This window comes from Flavobacterium sp. YO12 (assembly GCF_004119495.1).
Lineage (GTDB): Bacteria > Bacteroidota > Bacteroidia > Flavobacteriales > Flavobacteriaceae > Flavobacterium.
The window spans coordinates 124,308-143,579 of sequence record NZ_NRQU01000003.1; the positions used below are offsets into that span (position 1 = coordinate 124,308).

Genomic DNA, 19,272 nt, shown 5'->3' on the forward strand with positions numbered 1-19,272 from the left:
AAAACTTTGCGAACTTTGCGGTTAAAAAAAATAAACTTGCAATCTTTGTGGTTGAAAGAATAAGAAAAACAAGAATGGCAAAAATACTTACTGGTGTTCAGAGTACTGGAACGCCACACTTAGGAAATTTATTGGGAGCAATTATCCCTGCAGTTGAGTTATCAAATAATCCAGCAAACGAATCTTATTTGTTTATAGCTGATTTACATTCAATTACACAAATTAAAGATGGTAAAACTTTAAGAGAAAACACATATAGTACTGCAGCTGCTTGGCTTGCCTGTGGTTTAAATCCAGATAAAGTTACCTTTTACAGACAATCTGATGTGGCTCAAACAACTGAATTGACTTGGTATTTAAGCTGTTTTTTTCCTTTTCAACGTTTGACTTTAGCACATTCTTTTAAAGATAAAGCAGATCGTTTAGATGATGTAAACGCTGGACTTTTTACCTATCCGATGTTAATGGCGGCTGATATTTTACTTTATGATGCAGAATTTGTTCCAGTTGGAAAAGATCAAATGCAGCATTTAGAAATCACGCGTGACGTCGCTTCTCGTTTCAATCATCAAATGGGTGAAACATTTGTAATTCCTGAAGTTAAAATTCAAGAAAACAGTATGTTAATTCCTGGAACGAATGGCGGAAAAATGAGTAAATCTGCCAATAATATTATCAATATTTTTCTTGATGATAAAGTTTTACGCAAACAGGTTATGAGTATTGAAACAGACAGTACTCCACTTGAAGATCCTAAAAATCCAGATACTTGTAATGCCTTTGCTATCTATTCTTTATTAGGAACAGAAGAGCAAATTGCTGAAATGAGAGCCAATTATTTAGGCGGAAATTACGGTTATGGTCATGCCAAACAAGCTTTGTTTGAATTGATTACAGAAAAATTTAAAACAGAAAGAGAAAAATACAATTACTACATAAATAATCTTGATGAAGTTGATGCGCTATTGAAAAAAGGCGCTGCAAAAGCTTCTGTTGTTGCTGATGGCGTTTTAGCCAAAGTAAGAGATGTTCTTGGATTTCAAAAATAATTTATCAAGCCTAACAGTTTTTTTTAAATCTGTTAGGCTTTTTTATTTTAAACCGCTTCAAACAATTTACCCGGCAAAGGTCTCACTACACCTTTCAACTCCATATTTAAAAGCGTTCCCGATAATTTGAATAATGGCAGATCACATTCTATCGCAATTATATCCAGTAATTCCTTACCATTTTTAAGTAAAAAATCATAAATCTTCTGTTCACATTCATCTAAATCTACAAACAATTGCTTCTGTACTGTTTTTGGCTTGTTTTCGACGTCCCAGTTCAAAATATAAACCAAATCGGCAGCAGAGGTTAAAACGTTTGCTTTTTGCGTTTTTATGAGGTTATTACAGCCTTGACTATATTTATCAGTTACACGTCCTGGCACAGCAAATACATCACGATTATAATCATTAGCTAAATTAGCCGTAATAAGTGATCCTCCCTTATCTGCAGATTCTATCACAATTGTAGCTTCACTCATTCCTGCAACAATGCGATTTCGGCGAACAAAATTTTCTTTGTCAGGATTTGACGAGCTCCAAAATTCAGTAATAAAACCACCATTTTCCTCCATTTTCGCCATATACTTTTTGTGAGTCTTCGGATAAACTTGATTTAAACCGTGAGCTAAAACTCCAATAGTCTGCAAATTGTTTTCGATCGCCAATTGATGCGCCACAATATCAACACCATAAGCAAAACCGCTGACAATTACAGGATCTAGAGCCACAAGATCTTCAATCAACTTTCGACAAAATTCAGTTCCATACGATGTAATCTGACGTGTGCCTACTATGCTGATAATCTTTCTGTTTTTTAAGTTTATATTACCAGATGAAAAAATCAAAACTGGAGAATCAATACAATGTTTAAGTCTTTCCGGATAATCATCATCTTGAAAAAAAGAAACTTTCAAACCATCTGCTTTTATAAATTCAAGTTCCTTACTGGCTTTTTCAAATATCGTTTTGTCCTTCAAATTTTTCAATAAAACACTTCCAACACCATCGATAACAGCAATTTGATTTGATTTTGCTTTAAAAATAGCTTCAGCATTTCCAAAATTAGAAAGCAGTTTCTTAGCCATTATATCTCCCACACCATCCACCTTCATTAAGGCTAATAAATAAAACAATTCTTGATCTGACATTTTCTTAAAACATTATGTAAAATAGAAATAAAAATTAAAGCAATTTAATCGTACAAATATGAAAAAAATAAAGTAATTTCTTAATAAATATTTAAATTTAACTTTCGGAGCCTTCAATAAAAAGACAACTAAAATTCTTAAATTATTGAAAACTAATTGTCTATAAAAAATGCCGAATTGTTAATAAAAATTGTGAATAAAATTTTGATAACTATATTCATTACCTAACTTTGTTTCTATGAAAATCGAAACTTACATCGCACAGTTATTGTATCGTTATCAGTGTGTAACGGTTCCAGGGTTTGGAGCATTTTTAACCGAAATTCAATCGGCACAGCTTAATGAAAGCACAAATTCATTTTTTCCACCAAAAAAAATGATCTCTTTCAACAGCCATCTTAAAAACAATGATGGACTATTGGCTAATCATATATCGCATGCAGAAAGTACTACGTATGGTTTTGCTGTAAATGCTATTGCTGCTGAAGTGCAGAGTTGGAAAAAAACACTGGAAGAAAACGGAGTTATAAGTTTAAAAAATATTGGAGAAATCCGTCTTAATTCTGAAAGCAATATCATTTTTACACCTAATGATCAAACTAATTTTTTAACGACTTCATTCGGATTAAGTCCGTTTGTTTCGCCTTTGATTAAGAAAGAGAATTTTGAGCAAAAACTGGAACAGCTTGAAAAAGAAAGCGTTTCACTATATGAAAATGAAGAAGGAAGATCATCAAGAACTTTCTTAAGATATGCTGCTATTTTTGTACTAGGTTTAGGAATTACTGGAAGTATCGGATACCCGCTTTACCAAAATCAAATTGCAGCACAAACTCTTGTTGTAGAAGGTGTTGTACAGAAAAAAGTTCAAAGTAAAATACAAGAAGCTACTTTTTTTATTGAAAATCCTTTACCTGCTGTAACCCTTTCAGTTGATTCAGCAAAAGTAGAAGCTCCAGCAGAAAAAGTAATGCCTTATCATATTATGGCAGGTGCTTTTAGAAGTGAACAAAATGCAAGAAAAGCTTACAATCAATTGATTAAAGATGGTTATCAAGCTAGAATGCTTGGAGAAAATAAACACGGCTTATTTCCAGTTTTATACGGAAGTTATGCTACCATGAATGAAGCTCAAAAAGCACAAAAAGAAATACAAAAAGGCGAAAATCCTGATGCCTGGATTCTAGTCGAAAATTTATAAAAATCAAAAAAACTATTCTCTCCGAATAGTTTTTTTTTGTTTAACGTGAAACAATTTTTGCATTTTGAGAAAGAATCACTTTCTCTCCCTGATAAATAGTTAATCTTGCCGGCGGAGAATCTTTTTCGCCTAAAACAATTATAGCACATTCATAAACAAACTTATCTTTTTTGAACTCATATTGATGGTTTCCCCCGCTTCCTTCTAAAACCAAATTTCCGCCGTATAGTATTAAATCAGGCTTCTCAGTCATTTTTTTGTTAATTGACCATGACACATAACGATAATTATTTTTACCTAAATCATCAATTCGAATTCTAAATTTAGATGTTTCTAAAATGCAGATCGGCGTTTGAAAAAATGCAATACTAGGATCCAGCTCTTTTTTTTGTGCCGCAATTAATTTCTTTTTTAAATCTATTTCAAACTTTGATTGATAATTTACTGCCGTCAAATTTCCATCGATATCCAGCCAAATACTTCCTTGATTTAGCATTAAACCTCGCCAGCCCATATCCGACCAATCTTTTTGAGCATCAGATTTAATAATTTCATTTTTTAAAACGGTATCAAATATTTCTGAATAACGTTTTAAAAATTCTTCTTTATTTTGAATATCTGGTATAGGATATTCACGCTTAAGCGGATAGGAGACAAATGCAGCAAGAGCCTCTTTATTGTCGCTTTTTACATTGATAATAAATCTATTTATAAAAACCTGCAATTCTGGTTTAATGTCTTGTGAATAAACAAAACCAATGCAAAAAAACATTACCACAACAAATACATTTACTGTTTTCATGTTCTATTTTTTTAAATTAATTATAAATCTAAGGTAGTTACAATCAATTATAAAAATAGTTAATTTATACTGGCTTTGAACATTTTAAGTTCATCCCAGCTAAATTCATCACCGTGTTTTTCTTTCAAACCGTTAAGCGATTCTTCTTGATAAAACTGAAAAGCTTCACGCAGCGCAAGAATTTTGTCGTAAGGAAGAACATCAGAAATATCAACTTTCTTAGCCTGTATCAATTTTACCAAGTGCATTTCGACCGTTTGAACGGTCAATTTTCTAAGTCTCGCAATATCTTCAACAGAGTTTTTTTCCAGCCATAGTTCGTGAGTTTCTTCTACAGTGGTCTTTTTTGGGCCTTTTTCGGCTGTTTTATCCACTTTTTTAGAACTATAACGTGTTACTGGCTCTTCGGCCTGAAACATGTCTGTATTCGCCATTTTAAAGTCTTCTTTAATTCTGGAAACTTTATCTGTTTTATAATTTTTTATCGCCGGCGAAGTTAATTTCTCTTTGCAAATTGTTTCACGAGAAACGACTACTTCAATTAGTAATTTTGCCTTCATCAAACGCAAGACTGCTTTTGTTTGTAAATCATCCAGCAGCGCTAATTCTTCATAAAACTCTTTTACTTTTTTAAATTTCTGAATTTCAGCCATTTTACTCAAAAGATCAGTAACTAATTTATCCATCGGCATAAAAAAGTAATCATAAGCCGCTGTAACTCTTTCCTGCACAAACAATAAATCAACAGTTTCTTTACTGAATATTTTATTGAGCTGCTGCACAAATTTTTCTGACGGATTTATAAGGGAATCCATTGTTTCCAAACGTTTATGTGCCCAAGCAGAATGTTTAGATTTTTCGGAACTGGCTGCGTTTTCATTGTAACTAAAACGATGATTACGCCATTCCTGCGCTAAATCTACCCAATTGAAACTATTAATCAAATAGTTATGAATAAAATTTTTGGTTTCAAAATGAAGAGAGTTCTTCAAAACATCTTCTGTTGCTTTGTTCAAAGAATAATCCATCACATCCTGATCGTTGGAAAGACCATTCATTTGTATCGGAGAAAGCAAAATAAGCCCATTTAAGGACGTTAATCGCGACAATGCTACATATGCCTGCCCAGGCAGAAAAACTTGCGATACATCGAGCGCAGCTTTCTCAAAAGTTAATCCTTGACTTTTATGTACGGTAATTGCCCAAGCCAATTTTAAAGGATAATGTGCAAATGTGCCTAAAACCTCTTCTTCAATTTCTTTTGTGAGTTCGTTTACTTTGTATCGAATATTTTTCCATTCGTACTTTTCAACTTCTATCGTTTTGTTTTCCTCTGGAAAATGAACAAAAATTTCTTCGGGCGAAAGGGACTTGATAACGCCCATTTTTCCATTGAAATAACGTTTTTCGAAAGACAAATCGTTTTTAACAAACATGACCTGTGCTCCCACTTTAAGTTTTAAGCTTTCTTCGACAGGAAATATTTTTTCTGGGAAATCTCCAACTACAAAAGGCTGATACGTGAACTCATTTCCTGATAAATCATTGATTGCCTGTTCGTTAATAGTATCTGCCTTTGCATTATGCGTTGTAAGTGTTATAAAACCAGGATTGTTTTTTAAATCAAAATCAGGCTTAACATATTGATTTAGAACCTCTACATCTTCTTTTGTAATTTGATTATTGCGCAGATTATTTAAGACCGAAATAAAAACATCATCGCTCTGGCGGTAAATTTTAGACAATTCAATGTACAAAGGCGGATTCTGTGTAATTACGTGTGAATGAAAGAAGAATTTTCCTTTGTAATAATTACGAAGCGTACGCCATTCTTCATCCCGAATTACTGGCGGTAATTGCAATAAATCACCAATAAAAAGTACTTGAACCCCACCAAAAGCCTTAGTGTTTTTACGAACTGCCTGCATCATAAAATCGATAGCATCCAGTAAATCAGCCCGTAACATACTTACTTCATCAATAATCAGCAATTCCATATTCCGAATCACGTTTCGCTTAACGTTATTCATCTTAAAATGCCTGCGCAGAGACTCTTTATTTTCAAACTTTACGGTTTCTGTAAACTGAGAACTTTCTTGATAAGTGGGCAAAAAAGCCGAAAACGGCAGCTGAAACATAGAATGAATTGTTACACCGCCGGCATTAAGCGCAGCAATTCCCGTAGGAGCCACAACAACAGTATTTTTATGTGTAGTCGCAATGATTTCGCGCAGTAAAGTCGTTTTTCCTGTACCGGCTTTACCAGTTAAAAAGATCGATTTCTGCGTCTGATTTATAAATTGCAAGGTGTAAGCTGCAGCTTCTGAAACGTTTTGCATTAGGCGGGTATTAAAGGTCAAAAATATCGCATTTTTACAAAAGAAAAAAACCTAAATCAGCAGCTGATTTAGGTTTTTCAATTTAGTTAGTTAGTTTGGCAGTTTATTTTTTAGCCTCTTCTTTTACAGCTGGTTTATCTTCTGCTTTAGGAGATGCTTTGTATTTATCATTCAAAGCTTTAACAACTTCTTTTGTAATGTCGTACTTGTCTTCAGCATACAATATTGACGCTGCATCACCAGTACCATAGATATAAGAATATCCATTTTTCTTACCGTAATCTTTAATAAATTTTTTAACTCCGCTTACTAGAGAATCCATTTCTACACCGCTTTCTTGCTGCAATTGCTGCGATAATGCTTGTTGAGCATAACCTAATTGCTGCTCTCTTTTTTGCAATTCAGCACCTCTTTGTTGCGCCCATTGCTGACCATTAGCTTGTGCTTGACTTTGAAAATTAGCAGCGTCTTGTTTAAAACGAGTAATTTCAGCTTGAAGTTGTCTTCCCTTTTCTTCGGCTTGAGCTTTGTATTTAGCTTCAAGGTCTTTTGCTTCAGTGTACTCTTTCATTAAAACTGAAGTATCTACGTAAGCTGTTTTTACTTCCTTAACTTCGGCTGCTTTATCACATGAAACAACAAAAATTGAAAGTGCGATAATTACTAATGCTTTTTTCATTTCTAAATTTCTATTTTTTTTAAAGTATTAAAGACAAAAATATAAAAAAATAAATAGCATCCACATAAAGTTTAAAAAATGCTAAAATTTTATGATATTGGTTTTATTTATCGAGTTAAAAACTACTATAAAATATCACTATTAAAAGTGGCTTTCATAGCTTTTCTCAGAGGAATTATCTCAAAAAAGGCAATACAAACCCTCAAATATACTCGGAAAATGCCTTAAACGCGCTTATTTTGCGTTTTGGTTGTTTTTTAGCACATAAATATGCGACGAATACTCTTTTGTACTTGACGCTTTTAAATTTGATCGTAATCCAATAAAAAACGCACTAATAAAATTCATTTTTCCAGTCTTGTATTTTTCTGATAAAAGACTCACATAAAATGAATCAAATTTCATTGGCAGAACTTTTTCTAATTTCATATCTACTTTTTCAAAAAGCGTTTGAATTGATTTTTTTGAAAAATGCCAAAAATGAATTGGCACATCATACGCTGCCCAAAAAGATTTGTAATATTCGGCATCAAACGATTTAAAGTTTGGAACCGCAACAATTAATGTTCCAGTTGATTTCAATAATCGTTTCAATTCTTGAATTTGAAGTTCTAAATTTGGCACATGTTCTAAAACATGCCACATTGTTACAATATCAAAAGAATGACTTTCGAGATCACTGATTTCATGCACAAACGAAATTCCTTTTTGAATTGCAATATTCTTTGCTCTTTCGCTCGGCTCTACTCCAACGGTTTCCCAACCATCATTTTTTGCAGTCAATAAAAAATCTCCAGTTCCAGCACCAATATCCAAAATTCTTCCTTTATGAATTTGTTCAGCATTGATTAAATTCAGTTTATTCTTTAAAGCAATATTTTTCACAAAATGATAAGCTTTTTCAAATAATGAACGTTTATTGTCTGTATGCGAAATATAATCTTCGCTCTCGTAATATCTTCCTAAATTTTCTAAATCCGGCTGCGGCGAAGTAATCAGCATATCTAGATTTTCATCATAATATAAATCGAAAATTTCTTTTGAAACAGAATGGTCTTTTACAGTAAGAAAATGTTTTTTGTTTAAAACGTCCATTTTTAAATTAATAGTTTTAGTAGGTGCGTATAATTTAGACAAACCGAAGTTCGACTAATCTTGATTTGATATGATTTCAAAATTGTAAAAGATGGACAACTGTCCATCTCTACAATTCTATAATTTATTCTCTATTTTTTTTATAAAACGATATTTTTATAAAAATCGTTTCACGTGGAACAAATTTAAAATTGTTTCAAGTTTCAGGTTTCAAGTTCTAAGTTCACATAACATAAAGACAAAATTTCAGATTCCAATATAATTTGAAACCTGAAACTTGAAACTTTTTTTTATCGTCCCATATAAATTAAAAGCACAGAAATATCACTTGGCGACACTCCGCTGATTCTTGAAGCTTGAGAAATTGTAACTGGTCGAATTTTACCCAATTTTTGTTTTGCTTCAATCGACATTGACTTAATTTTATTATAATCGAAATTCTCTGGAATTTTTACTTCTTCTAAACGAGTTAACTTATCAGCGTTATTTCTTTCCTTTTCGATATAACCAGAATACTTAATTTGAATTTCGGCTTGCTCTAATATTTCTCTGTCTAGATTATTTTCTTCAACATACGCTTTCACTTTTTCGAATTTCAGCATATCTTCTAAATCAATCTGCGGACGAGAGAAAACTTTAAACATTTTATCACCTTGTGTAATTGGTGCAGTTTCCTTCGCTTCTAAAATTGGATTTGTTTCTCCAACCGAAACGCTTGTTTCTCTAAAAAAAGAAACCATCTTTTCAGACTCGTTTAATTTCTTTTCCATTCTTCGCAAACGAGCTTCAGAAGCAAGACCAATTTCATGAGACATTGGCGTTAATCTAAAATCTGCATTATCTTGACGCAGTAAAGTTCTATACTCCGCTCTTGATGTAAACATACGATATGGTTCTTCCGTTCCTTTCGTAATCAAATCGTCAATCAAAACTCCAATATAAGCTTCATCACGTTTTAAAATTAATGGCGCTTTTTCATGCACTTTCAAATGCGCATTTATTCCGGCCATCAAACCTTGCGATGCTGCTTCTTCATATCCTGTCGTTCCATTAATTTGTCCGGCAAAATATAACCCTTCAACTAACTTTGTTTCCAAAGTATGTTTCAATTGTGTCGGTGGGAAATAATCATACTCGATCGCATAACCTGGACGAAAGAATTTCACTTTTTCAAAACCAGCAACAGAACTCAACGCTTTAAATTGAATATCCTCCGGAAGCGAAGTCGAAAATCCGTTTACATAAACTTCACAAGTATTCCATCCTTCTGGCTCAACAAAAAGTTGATGACGTTCCTTATCTGCAAAACGATTAATTTTATCTTCAATGGACGGACAATATCTTGGACCCAAACTTTTAATTCTTCCGTTGAACATTGGCGAACGATCAAAACCTTCTCTCAAAATATCATGAACTTCAAGCGAAGTGTATGTCATGTGACAAGATCTTTGATGTGTCAACGGAACGGTTAAATCCGAATAAGAAAACTTATCCGGTTTTGCATCTCCTTTTTCTTCATTCATTTTCGAATAATCCAAAGAACGTCCATCAACACGTGGTGGCGTTCCTGTTTTCATTCTTCCAGCTTCAAATCCCGCTTTCACTAAATCTTCAGTAATTCCAGTTGCAGCACTTTCGCCTGCTCTTCCTCCACCGAACTGTTTTTCTCCAATATGAATTAATCCGTTCAAAAAAGTTCCGTTTGTCAACACCACCGATTTCGAACGAATTTCAACTCCAAGCGAAGTTTTGATTCCTTTTATTTTTCCGTTCTCAATAATCAACCCTTTTACCATTTCTTGGTAAAAATCTAAATTTGGAGTTCCCTCCAACATCATTCTCCATTCTTCTGCAAAACGCATTCGATCACTTTGAACTCTCGGCGACCACATTGCTGGCCCTTTCGATTTGTTCAACATCTTAAACTGAATTGCAGTTCGATCTGAAACAATTCCAGAGTAACCTCCAAGCGCATCGATCTCACGAACGATTTGTCCCTTTGCAATTCCTCCCATCGCAGGATTACATGACATCTGAGCTATGTTCTGCAAACTCATTGTAACCAATAAAGTTTTGGATCCTAAATTTGCGGCCGCTGCCGCGGCTTCAGATCCTGCATGACCAGCACCAACTACAATAACATCGTATTCTTCTAAAAACATTTTGTTTTATTATTCTCTGCAAACCGTTTAAGGCGATTCTCAGAATTAACTTTATTTTCTTTGTTCCACGTGGAACGGAGTTTTTTTTTCAGTTATTTCAAGCTTCAAGTTTGAGTTCTCAAAACAAACTCGAAAGTTCCACGTGAAACATTCCCTGTTACATTCATAAAAACTTAAACCAAATTTTAGAATGTTTCACGTGAAACATTCTAAAAACAATATCAATATTTCAAAATCAACTTATTTGTTCCACGTGAAACACTTTATAAAAAAGCATTTAAAAAAAACTGTTTCACGTGGAACAATTTTTACATAAATCGGCTATTTGACACTAGAAAAAATATCTACTGTTCCACGTGAAACATCCCAATTTTTTCGTCTTCTTTAGAACGCATAAGTACGGCTTCTGCATCACTCTTATCTTTATATCCGCAGTAATGTAATATACCATGAGCAAGTACACGCTTTAATTCCTCTTCAAAAGAAACATTAAAATCTTTTGCGTTGTCCTCTACTCGTTCAACAGAAACAAATATATCTCCGTTCAACTCGTTACCAACTGTATAATCAAAACTAATAATATCAGTTAGTGTGTCGTGATCTAAATACTCTACATTGATTTTATGAAGATATTCATCATCACAAAAAATATAATTTATTTCTCCCTCGTTTTTATTTTCAGAAACTATTACAGCACTTAACCAATCAGAAAAGGCTTGTTCGTTGTCTAAATTAAATTCTGTTTCGTAATTAAAATTGATCATTTTGTATTAAAATATTCTTGAACCTTTTGATTAAAATTCGAGCGCAAAGGTAGTGATTGTCTGTTTAATATCTCTACACTGTTTAAATAATCGGTCAACGAACTTGGTAAAGCATTCGAACGATTAGAAAACTCACCTTTATTCGTTTCAGATTGACGCTTGGTATCTTGCCCTTGCTCTTGAACAGCATTGTTTAATTTTAGCAATTCTTGTTGAATATTTAAAATACGCTGCAGGTTTTCATTCTTAAAACCTTTATTTAAAATCTGTTTTTCCGATGCTTTCATCTGATCAATAACTGATTTACCTTGCATATCTAAACCTTGTTTTGCTAATTCTTTTTGCAATGCTTCACGAAGTTTAACTTGCTCTTTGTATATTTCCATTATCTTTTCAGCATCACCTTCACCATCATTATCATCACTTTCTTTCTCCCCTTTGTTGTTTCCTTGACCGCTTTTACCATCGCCAGATTTTCCTTGTCCCGTTTTTCCCTGACCTTCTTTACTTTCATTTTGTTTTCCTTGTCCTTCTTTTCCCTTACCATTATCACCTTGTTTACTCGTACCTGGTTTACTTCCCTGCTTCATTCCATCTTTCATTTTATCAGCAAGACCTTTTTGTTTTTGAATAATATCTGGCAATTGCATACCTTGACCATCTCCAGGTTTTGGTTTTCCAGCTCCTGGTTTAGACATAGACATTTGCATATTGTTTAATAAATCACTCAAAAAATCAGCTAACTTATTTGCAGAAGAAACTGAATATTGCTGATGTGAAACTCCTTTTGGAATCTGAACATCCGTTAAAGTTTCAATTGCTTTATCCATATTATACTGCACATTGCCAATTTCCTTCGTAACCTCTTCAGCAACTTTTGGGTTTCTAAGCGATAATGCAAACAAACTATCATCAATATGTCTGAACTGCTGCTTTAAATTTTGCTGTATTTTAATATTCTTTGTATATGCCGAAGAACCCAATTTCATTGATTTAAACTGTTTCATAACATCTTCTTGAGACAATGAAAATGCTAAAAGATTATCCAAAATCTGACGAAGCATTGCAACATCTTCCTGCAATTGTTCTTGCTCTCCCGCTTCCATAGTCGATTGCATCTGCTCTGCCATCGACTTCATTTTCTTAGAAGCATTCTTCTGTTTTGGTTTCGCAGATTCGGTATTCTTTTTACCTAATTCTTCAGAAGCTTTGTTCAAATCATTCTCTACTTCTTTTTCTTTTGAGGTATCTTTAGGAATATCTAAAGGAGATTTTAAAGAGTTATTTTCTTGTTTTAAATCTTTTAAATCTTCTTGAATTTTATCAAAAGACTTATTAATTTCATCCTGTTTCTCTTTGTTGTTTTCTTTGCTATTTGAAAGTTGCTCTTGCTTTTCTGCTAATTTATTCAACTTTTCAGCAACCTGCTCCGCTTTCTTTTCTACATAAAAACGCTTTGTCAATTCAACTAATTGTTCTAAATTACGAGATTGATTCTTGCTGATTTGTTTGAATTTTTCCATCTTATCAAACAACTCTTCGCTGTTTAATTTATCATTTAAGTTCTTCAACTCATCCATCAATTTCTGATTCTTTTCTAAATCTTTCTCTGCATTGTCTAAACGTTTTTGCAAATCGTCGGCAGTTTTGTCTTTCTTTTCAGATTGAAATTTATCTAAATTTTTGTTCATCTTTTCAGCAAATTGCTTCATCAACTCATCCTGCTGCTTCTGACGTTTGATAAAATCATTGATCTTTTGCTGATCTTTAAACTCTAAATTATCCTTTTCTTTTCCTGTATTTTTCAGTTTATCCATTTCAGAAAACTGCTTTTGCTGATTCTTTAACGACTTAGATAAGCTATTAATATTTGCATTTTGCTGCTGTAATTCTGCATCGTGAATTTCATCAGTTGTAGAAACTCTATCTGAAAATGTAGATGACTTTGTACTCTTAAATCCATGTAGAGCGTCATTATCAAAAATCTCAAAATAGTATTCGTAAGATACTCCTTCTTCAACAACAAGATTACTCGGGAAATTAAAAACAAACTGATCAAACACTCCTGCCTTTACTGGAATGGTTCCACGTTTGGCAGTATTAGGTTTTCCATGTTCATAATAAACAACCTGAAGCTTTGACAATCCATAATCATCACCTAATCTTCCTAAAACATAACTTTTATCAAGCTTTAAACTATCAGGAGCAGGCGAAACTGCAATGGTTGGAAACTGATCTTTAATAACTGACAGCTGATAATCTAATTTTTCATAGTTTTTAACTTTATTATTTGAAGTAAGAATTTGATATTCTGTGTTTTGACTAATATTCTTAGCCAATTTAAACTCATTTTCAGCTTTATTGAACTTAAAAATTGAGTTTTCATCTTTCCAAACTACTTCTTGAGTAGATTGGGTTTTCATTCTCCAAGTTACAACTGTCCCTTCAGGTACAATTGCATTTCCAGTTCCTCTAATTATTTCGGATTTCTTTTTTAAATAAGATGGAAAATTTAAAACCATTTCAAAGTTCGCAATTGATGGAACTGTAACAACTTTTAATTCATATTCATTTGATGAAACTGAATTTCCTTCAAAAGAAAACTGAACATCAGTTGTTGGTTTTTCAATCTTAAACTCAAACTTTCCTGTTTGAGATGATTCCATAAAATAGCTTTCACTCCCAATATGAATCATTACATTTTCAGGAACAACATTACCTTCTGTTTCAACTTTTACAATAAAATCTTTGTTTTGTTCTGTTTGAAGATTGCCATTTAAAACCACAAATTTAAATGGAGCCGGCGGCAAAAACGAAGCATTAAAATGTACTACTCTATTAAAACTCTGCGAAATTATATTGCTGTTTCCAGAAACAAAAAAGACTGCAAACAGTAAAACCGGAATTAAAGCTAGTGGTAAATACTTTTTATTTGATTTAAAATTAATCGCATTTCCAAATGGAATTGGCTGTAATGAATTTGCTTTTTGCTCTATTGAAGCCAACATTAATTCTGAACTTTCAGCCGAATTTTCATTGGATGAAAGTTGCAAAAAGTTTGTCAGTTTATCACTAACTTCGGTAAAATGATTTCCAATAATTGCCGAAGCTTGATTATAATCGATCCCTTTTTGAAGTTTAAAAAGTTTAAAAATTGGAAATAAAATAAATCGAAACAATAGAAAAACTTCTACTGCAATAAATAGCCAAAACAAAAGTGTTCTTCCTGCAGGTTTTAACCAAAGAAAATACTCAACAAAAAGGGTAAAAAGAAAATACAATAAACCGAAACCAATAAAAAGAAGTGCTCCTTTTATCAATTCATTCATATAATATTTCTTTATAAATCCTTCTAACTTCTGATATATTGCAGATGATGTTTTCAATGTGAATCTATTTATTTATAACCCATAAAAGTACTAATTATAACGATAAGTCTGAAACTCAAAAGTCGAAAGTCAAAAGTTTAGCACACAGCTAAAAACCTTTCAGACTTTCGACTTTTGGCTTTTGACTAATATTGTATCTTTGCAACAAAATTTAAACAAATGTCAAAGCAAGTTCGTGTGCGTTTTGCACCAAGTCCAACTGGACCATTACATATTGGCGGAGTTCGTACTGCCCTATTTAATTATTTATTTGCAAAAAAGCATAACGGTGTTTTTTATCTGAGAATTGAAGATACAGATCAGACTCGTTTTGTTCCAGGTGCGGAAGCTTACATTATGGAAGCGCTTGAATGGTTAGGAATTTCTCCTGAAGAAACCGTTGGAAAAAATGAAAAATTTGGCCCGTACAGACAAAGTGATCGTAAAGAATTATACCAAAAATATGCAGATGAATTGATCAATTCAGGTTGGGCATATTATGCTTTTGATACTCCAGAATCTCTTGATGCTTTAAGAAAAGAGCAGGAAGCTGAAGGAAAAACATTTATTTACAATCATACGAATCGTGAAAAGTTAGATACATCATTAGTAATTTCAGCTGACGAAACTGCTAAAAGAATTGCAAATGGAGAACATTTTGTAATTCGTTTCAAAACTCCAGTTGATGAAACTTTACATTTAAAAGATATTATTCGCGGTGATGTGAAATTTGAAACAAGTTTACTTGATGATAAAGTGCTGTTTAAAAGTGACGGAATGCCGACCTATCATTTAGCTAATATTGTTGATGATCATTTGATGGAAACTTCACATGTAATTCGTGGTGAAGAATGGCTGCCATCTATGCCGCTTCACGTTTTATTGTACAGAGCTTTTGGCTGGGATGCTCCAGAATTTGCACATTTACCTTTGATTTTAAAACCTGTTGGAAATGGAAAATTATCTAAAAGAGATGGTGATAAACTAGGCTTTCCTGTTTTTCCACTTGAATGGAAAACCGAAGAAGGTCTTTCGTCAGGTTACAGAGAGAAAGGATTTTTCCCAGAAGCTGTTGTAAACTTCCTTGCTTTGTTAGGTTGGAATGACGGAACGGATAAAGAATTATATTCTTTAGAAGAATTAGTTGAAGCTTTTGATTTGAATAGAGTTCACAAAGCAGGAGCAAAATTTGATCCTGAAAAAAATAAATGGTTCAATCATCAATATTTAATCAAACAAAATGATGCTGATTTAGCGAAGAGCTTCTCTCCTATTTTAGAAGAAAAAGGCTTCTCTACTCCACTTGAAGTGACAATTCGCATAGTATCACTTATCAAAGAACGAGCAAACTTTGTTTCAGATTTTTGGGATTTAACTGATTTCTTTTTCCAAGCTCCAACATCATATGATGAAAAAGCAAGCAAAAACTGGAAAGAAGAAACTCCGGCTTTAATGCAGGAATTGATTTCGGTTTTAGAAAATATTGAAGATTTTAGTTCTGTAAATATTGAAACTATCGTGAAAGATTGGTTAACTAAAAACGAAATTGGAATGGGTAAAGTTATGCAGCCTTTCCGTTTAAGTTTAGTTGGAGCTCTTAAAGGCCCTCACCTATTTGACATTGTTGAAATCATTGGAAAAGAGGAAACTATTTCAAGAATTCACAAAGCAATTGAAACTTTATAATAATAATTCAATTCAAAATAGAAACGCTAAGAAACATCTAACAAATGTTCTTAGCGTTTTTTTAGTGCTTTAAAACTATATTTTAGAAGAATTTTCGTAAATTCCCAAAATCATAAACATAAATTAAAAACCATGAGTACAGCATTTATTATCTTATTAGTATTGGCATTCTTCATTTTCATGTCGTCTTTCTTTACTGTAAAACAACAAAGTTCAGTTGTTATCGAGAGATTTGGAAAATTTCACAGTGTGAGAAATTCTGGATTGCAATTAAAAATTCCAGTTGTTGATAGATTAGCCGGACGTGTAAATCTTAAAATTCAACAGTTAGATGTTATTATTGAAACTAAAACGAAAGACAACGTTTTTATTAAAATGAAAGTTTCGGTTCAGTTTAAGGTAATTCAAGATAAAGTATATGATGCCTTTTATAAACTAGAATATCCTCACGATCAGATTACTGCTTATGTATTTGACGTTGTTCGTGCTGAAGTTCCTAAACTAAAATTAGATGATGTTTTTGAAAGAAAAGACGATATCGCAATTGCAGTAAAAAGAGAATTAAACGAAGCAATGACTACTTACGGATACGATATCATCAATACATTGGTTACTGATATTGATCCAGATATTCAGGTGAAAAATGCAATGAACAGAATCAACGCTGCCGACAGAGAAAAAACGGCTGCTGAATTTGAAGCTGAAAGTTCAAGAATTAGAATTGTTGCAAAAGCAAAAGCTGAAGCTGAAAGTAAACGTTTACAAGGTCAAGGTATTGCAGATCAACGTCGTGAAATTGCTAGAGGTTTAGTAGAAAGTGTTGAAGTTTTAAACAATGTTGGAATTAATTCACAAGAAGCTTCTGCTTTAATTGTCGTTACACAACATTATGATACACTACAATCTATTGGTGCTGATACTAATTCTAATTTAATATTATTACCAAATTCACCACAAGCAGGAAGTGATATGTTGAACAATATGGTTGCTTCATTCACAGCATCAAATCAAGTTGGTGAAATGATGAAAAAAACTAATAAAAAGATAGAGAAACCAAAACCAATTCAACCACAATCTGGTTACGAAGATGATATTCAACCTGAAGTTTAATAACTAACTGAAAAGAAAAAAGAGGCTTAATTGCCTCTTTTTCTATTTATAAACCAACCTATTATGTACGGTAAAACAGATTGAAGTATCTTGGTATAAGAATTTGAAAAATAATCTGTGTATGATGAAATAAAACCGTTTACAATATTTTGCGGTGTTATACTTTCTTTTGTTTTTTGAACGTTTAAAACTAACTTTTGATAATTAATATCTTTTTCTAATTTTAAAATTTCTAAATCTCTGTCGATTTCAGCGTATGAAGAGTACTTTTTTGTTTCCATAACTTATTCATTAAAAAAGATTTCTGAAAATTTCTCTAAAATTGGTCCCTCTACAAATTTATCTTTTACAAAGAAAAGTAAAATTGTAAATACCAAATAGATCCCTCCTACTGCTAAGAATCCTAAAGCAATACTTCCGAATAAAGCACCAAAAGCATAAGCTGCAGCAAAAGATCCAAAAAGTAAAACCATACTAAAACATAATAAAATCAACGTAAACTTAAAAATTAAAGTGGTTGATTTCATTGCAACTTTAAAACCCCAGAGTTTATAATATGCTAAATGACTATCAATATAAACTTTAGCCTGATCCTGAATTTTTTCTGTATTTTCCTTTAATTCTTCAAAAGCCATAATTGTAGTTTTAATTAAAAAAAGAAGCACAAAATACACTTTGAAAAAAACTGTATTTAGTCGCTACTTAAAATTAAGTAAAATAAACCAAAATACAATTATAAAAATCCAAGTGAACTTTGTGCTCCTTAAATATTATTTCTGAAGTTTCGCGTTATGCGCCTTTAAATCAGCGAGTTTAGATTCTAAAAAAGTAATTACTTCCTCTGTTTTATAACTCATATTCGAAAGTAACTCATCATAAGTTCCGTCAAGATTACCTTTTGCATGAGCAAACTTTTCGCGCAATACCTCAGAACTAGCTGAAAGTGAATCTTTTAAATTATGCCTCGCATCATCTAAACCTTCTTTTAATTTTGCGCGTGTTTTTGATCCTTTGTCTGGAGCAAATAATATTCCGATTGCTGCACCAGCAGCTGCACCAGCCAAGATAGCTGCTACTGTATTTAAGTTCTTTGACATAATAATAAAATTTAAGTGATTAATAAAGGTACTCTTTTTTTAAAATATAAATTATTGAACAAATGATATTTACTAAAATTTAACACTAAAATTAATACGCGTAAGCTACTGCTTCATATTTACCATTTCCTTTCTCAACAATACTTACAAACGGATATCCATTTGAAGCTGACTTACTTTTGATTCTCATAGCTGTTTGATTCTTATTAGCAATTGGCGGTTCACCTTTTGTCCTTGTCGAAACACCAGTAAATGAAGCTACTTCTTTCAGTCCTATTGTCTTTTCTTGAGGCAGAACTGTTACCATTTTGTAATCATCTTTAGAATCTACAATTATTTTATCAGATATTTTTTGTGTTTGATTTGTTTGTTTATTTGTTAATTGAGAAACAGCATACTTACTAATTTTAACTTCTTCAGAACTTCCGTTTAAGGAATAATAAATTAAACCATTTTCGTTTTTAATAAAATTAACATCAAGTTGTTCTCCATTGTGTTTTGTAATTTGATGTGTTTGCGAAATTGCAATGTTTGCAAATAAAACTGCCAATAATGTAAAAAATAAATTTTTCATAACATTTAAAATTTAAGGATTAAAAATTCTTAGTTCAAAATGAAAATCAAAATTTCGATACGTGTAAAACTAACTTCATGAAATTTACAAATTATAAATGCCTTCAAAAAAATACTTACATCGTAAACGTATTATCAAAAACAAATTACAACTATAAACTGACCATAAAATCAATTTTTAAAATTCAGGTTTAGAATT

Annotated in this window: 16 protein-coding genes; 4 read left to right on the forward strand and 12 right to left on the reverse strand. The window is 32.3% G+C overall.

The window, feature by feature from the left end; all coding sequences use genetic code 11:
* The first annotated feature begins 74 nt into the window (after window positions 1-74).
* Window positions 75-1,049 (forward strand): tryptophan--tRNA ligase, encoded by a 975-nt coding sequence (gene trpS, locus BOW55_RS01845; protein WP_089053503.1) that lies wholly within the window; start codon window positions 75-77, stop codon window positions 1,047-1,049.
* A gap of 47 nt (window positions 1,050-1,096) precedes the next feature.
* Here the strand turns inward: trpS and dprA are convergent, their stop codons facing one another.
* Entirely contained in the window at window positions 1,097-2,197 is a 1,101-nt protein-coding gene (gene dprA, locus BOW55_RS01850; RefSeq protein WP_129022719.1) for a DNA-processing protein DprA, read from the reverse strand.
* A 238-nt stretch (window positions 2,198-2,435) separates the two neighbouring features.
* Here dprA and BOW55_RS01855 point away from each other — a divergent pair, with 238 nt between their 5' ends.
* Window positions 2,436-3,398: an SPOR domain-containing protein gene (locus BOW55_RS01855; RefSeq protein ID WP_089053505.1), complete on the forward strand. Its 963-nt coding sequence runs from the start codon at window positions 2,436-2,438 to the stop codon at window positions 3,396-3,398.
* Between the two features lie 40 nt (window positions 3,399-3,438).
* Here the strand turns inward: BOW55_RS01855 and BOW55_RS01860 are convergent, their stop codons facing one another.
* The 7 genes from BOW55_RS01860 to BOW55_RS01890 all read right to left on the reverse strand — a co-directional run bounded on the left by BOW55_RS01860 (window position 3,439) and on the right by BOW55_RS01890 (window position 14,625).
* Window positions 3,439-4,200, reverse strand: a complete 762-nt coding sequence (locus BOW55_RS01860) for a hypothetical protein (protein WP_129022720.1) — start codon at window positions 4,198-4,200, stop codon at window positions 3,439-3,441.
* A gap of 59 nt (window positions 4,201-4,259) precedes the next feature.
* The gene (locus BOW55_RS01865) at window positions 4,260-6,539 is read right to left on the reverse strand and encodes a helix-turn-helix domain-containing protein (RefSeq protein ID WP_129022721.1); all 2,280 of its coding nucleotides are present in this window, start codon (window positions 6,537-6,539) and stop codon (window positions 4,260-4,262) included.
* A 103-nt stretch (window positions 6,540-6,642) separates the two neighbouring features.
* Window positions 6,643-7,218 carry an OmpH family outer membrane protein gene (locus BOW55_RS01870; protein WP_089053508.1) on the reverse strand — a complete coding sequence of 192 codons (576 nt, stop codon included), beginning with the start codon at window positions 7,216-7,218 and terminating at the stop codon, window positions 6,643-6,645.
* 234 nt (window positions 7,219-7,452) lie between these two features.
* Window positions 7,453-8,313: a bifunctional 2-polyprenyl-6-hydroxyphenol methylase/3-demethylubiquinol 3-O-methyltransferase UbiG gene (locus tag BOW55_RS01875; RefSeq protein WP_129022722.1), complete on the reverse strand. Its 861-nt coding sequence runs from the start codon at window positions 8,311-8,313 to the stop codon at window positions 7,453-7,455.
* 290 nt (window positions 8,314-8,603) lie between these two features.
* Entirely contained in the window at window positions 8,604-10,475 is a 1,872-nt protein-coding gene (gene mnmG, locus BOW55_RS01880; protein WP_129022723.1) for a tRNA uridine-5-carboxymethylaminomethyl(34) synthesis enzyme MnmG, read from the reverse strand.
* Window positions 10,476-10,819: 344 nt separating this feature from the next.
* Window positions 10,820-11,239, reverse strand: a complete 420-nt coding sequence (ybeY, locus tag BOW55_RS01885; RefSeq protein WP_129022724.1) for an rRNA maturation RNase YbeY — start codon at window positions 11,237-11,239, stop codon at window positions 10,820-10,822.
* Complete coding sequence (locus tag BOW55_RS01890) at window positions 11,236-14,625, reverse strand: DUF4175 family protein (RefSeq protein ID WP_129022725.1); 3,390 nt, start codon at window positions 14,623-14,625, stop codon at window positions 11,236-11,238. Before BOW55_RS01890 ends, ybeY begins: the two co-directional genes overlap by 4 nt.
* Window positions 14,626-14,787: 162 nt before the next feature.
* On the opposite strand from BOW55_RS01890, the gene gltX reads away from it, so the two are divergent.
* Window positions 14,788-16,293, forward strand: a complete 1,506-nt coding sequence (gene gltX, locus BOW55_RS01895; protein ID WP_129022726.1) for a glutamate--tRNA ligase — start codon at window positions 14,788-14,790, stop codon at window positions 16,291-16,293.
* A gap of 132 nt (window positions 16,294-16,425) precedes the next feature.
* A complete protein-coding gene (locus BOW55_RS01900; protein ID WP_129022727.1) occupies window positions 16,426-17,403 on the forward strand; it encodes an SPFH domain-containing protein in 978 nt (325 codons plus the stop codon).
* Window positions 17,404-17,429: 26 nt separating this feature from the next.
* Here BOW55_RS01900 and BOW55_RS01905 read toward each other — a convergent pair whose 3' ends face one another.
* The 4 genes from BOW55_RS01905 to BOW55_RS01920 form a co-directional block, all read right to left on the reverse strand.
* A complete protein-coding gene (locus BOW55_RS01905; protein ID WP_089053515.1) occupies window positions 17,430-17,684 on the reverse strand; it encodes a DUF6327 family protein in 255 nt (84 codons plus the stop codon).
* Window positions 17,685-17,687: 3 nt separating this feature from the next.
* Window positions 17,688-18,038 (reverse strand): competence protein, encoded by a 351-nt coding sequence (locus BOW55_RS01910; RefSeq protein WP_129022728.1) that lies wholly within the window; start codon window positions 18,036-18,038, stop codon window positions 17,688-17,690.
* A 135-nt stretch (window positions 18,039-18,173) separates the two neighbouring features.
* Window positions 18,174-18,500: a YtxH domain-containing protein gene (locus BOW55_RS01915; RefSeq protein ID WP_099717854.1), complete on the reverse strand. Its 327-nt coding sequence runs from the start codon at window positions 18,498-18,500 to the stop codon at window positions 18,174-18,176.
* 91 nt (window positions 18,501-18,591) lie between these two features.
* Window positions 18,592-19,074 carry a hypothetical protein gene (locus BOW55_RS01920; protein ID WP_129022729.1) on the reverse strand — a complete coding sequence of 161 codons (483 nt, stop codon included), beginning with the start codon at window positions 19,072-19,074 and terminating at the stop codon, window positions 18,592-18,594.
* Window positions 19,075-19,272 lie beyond the last annotated feature (198 nt).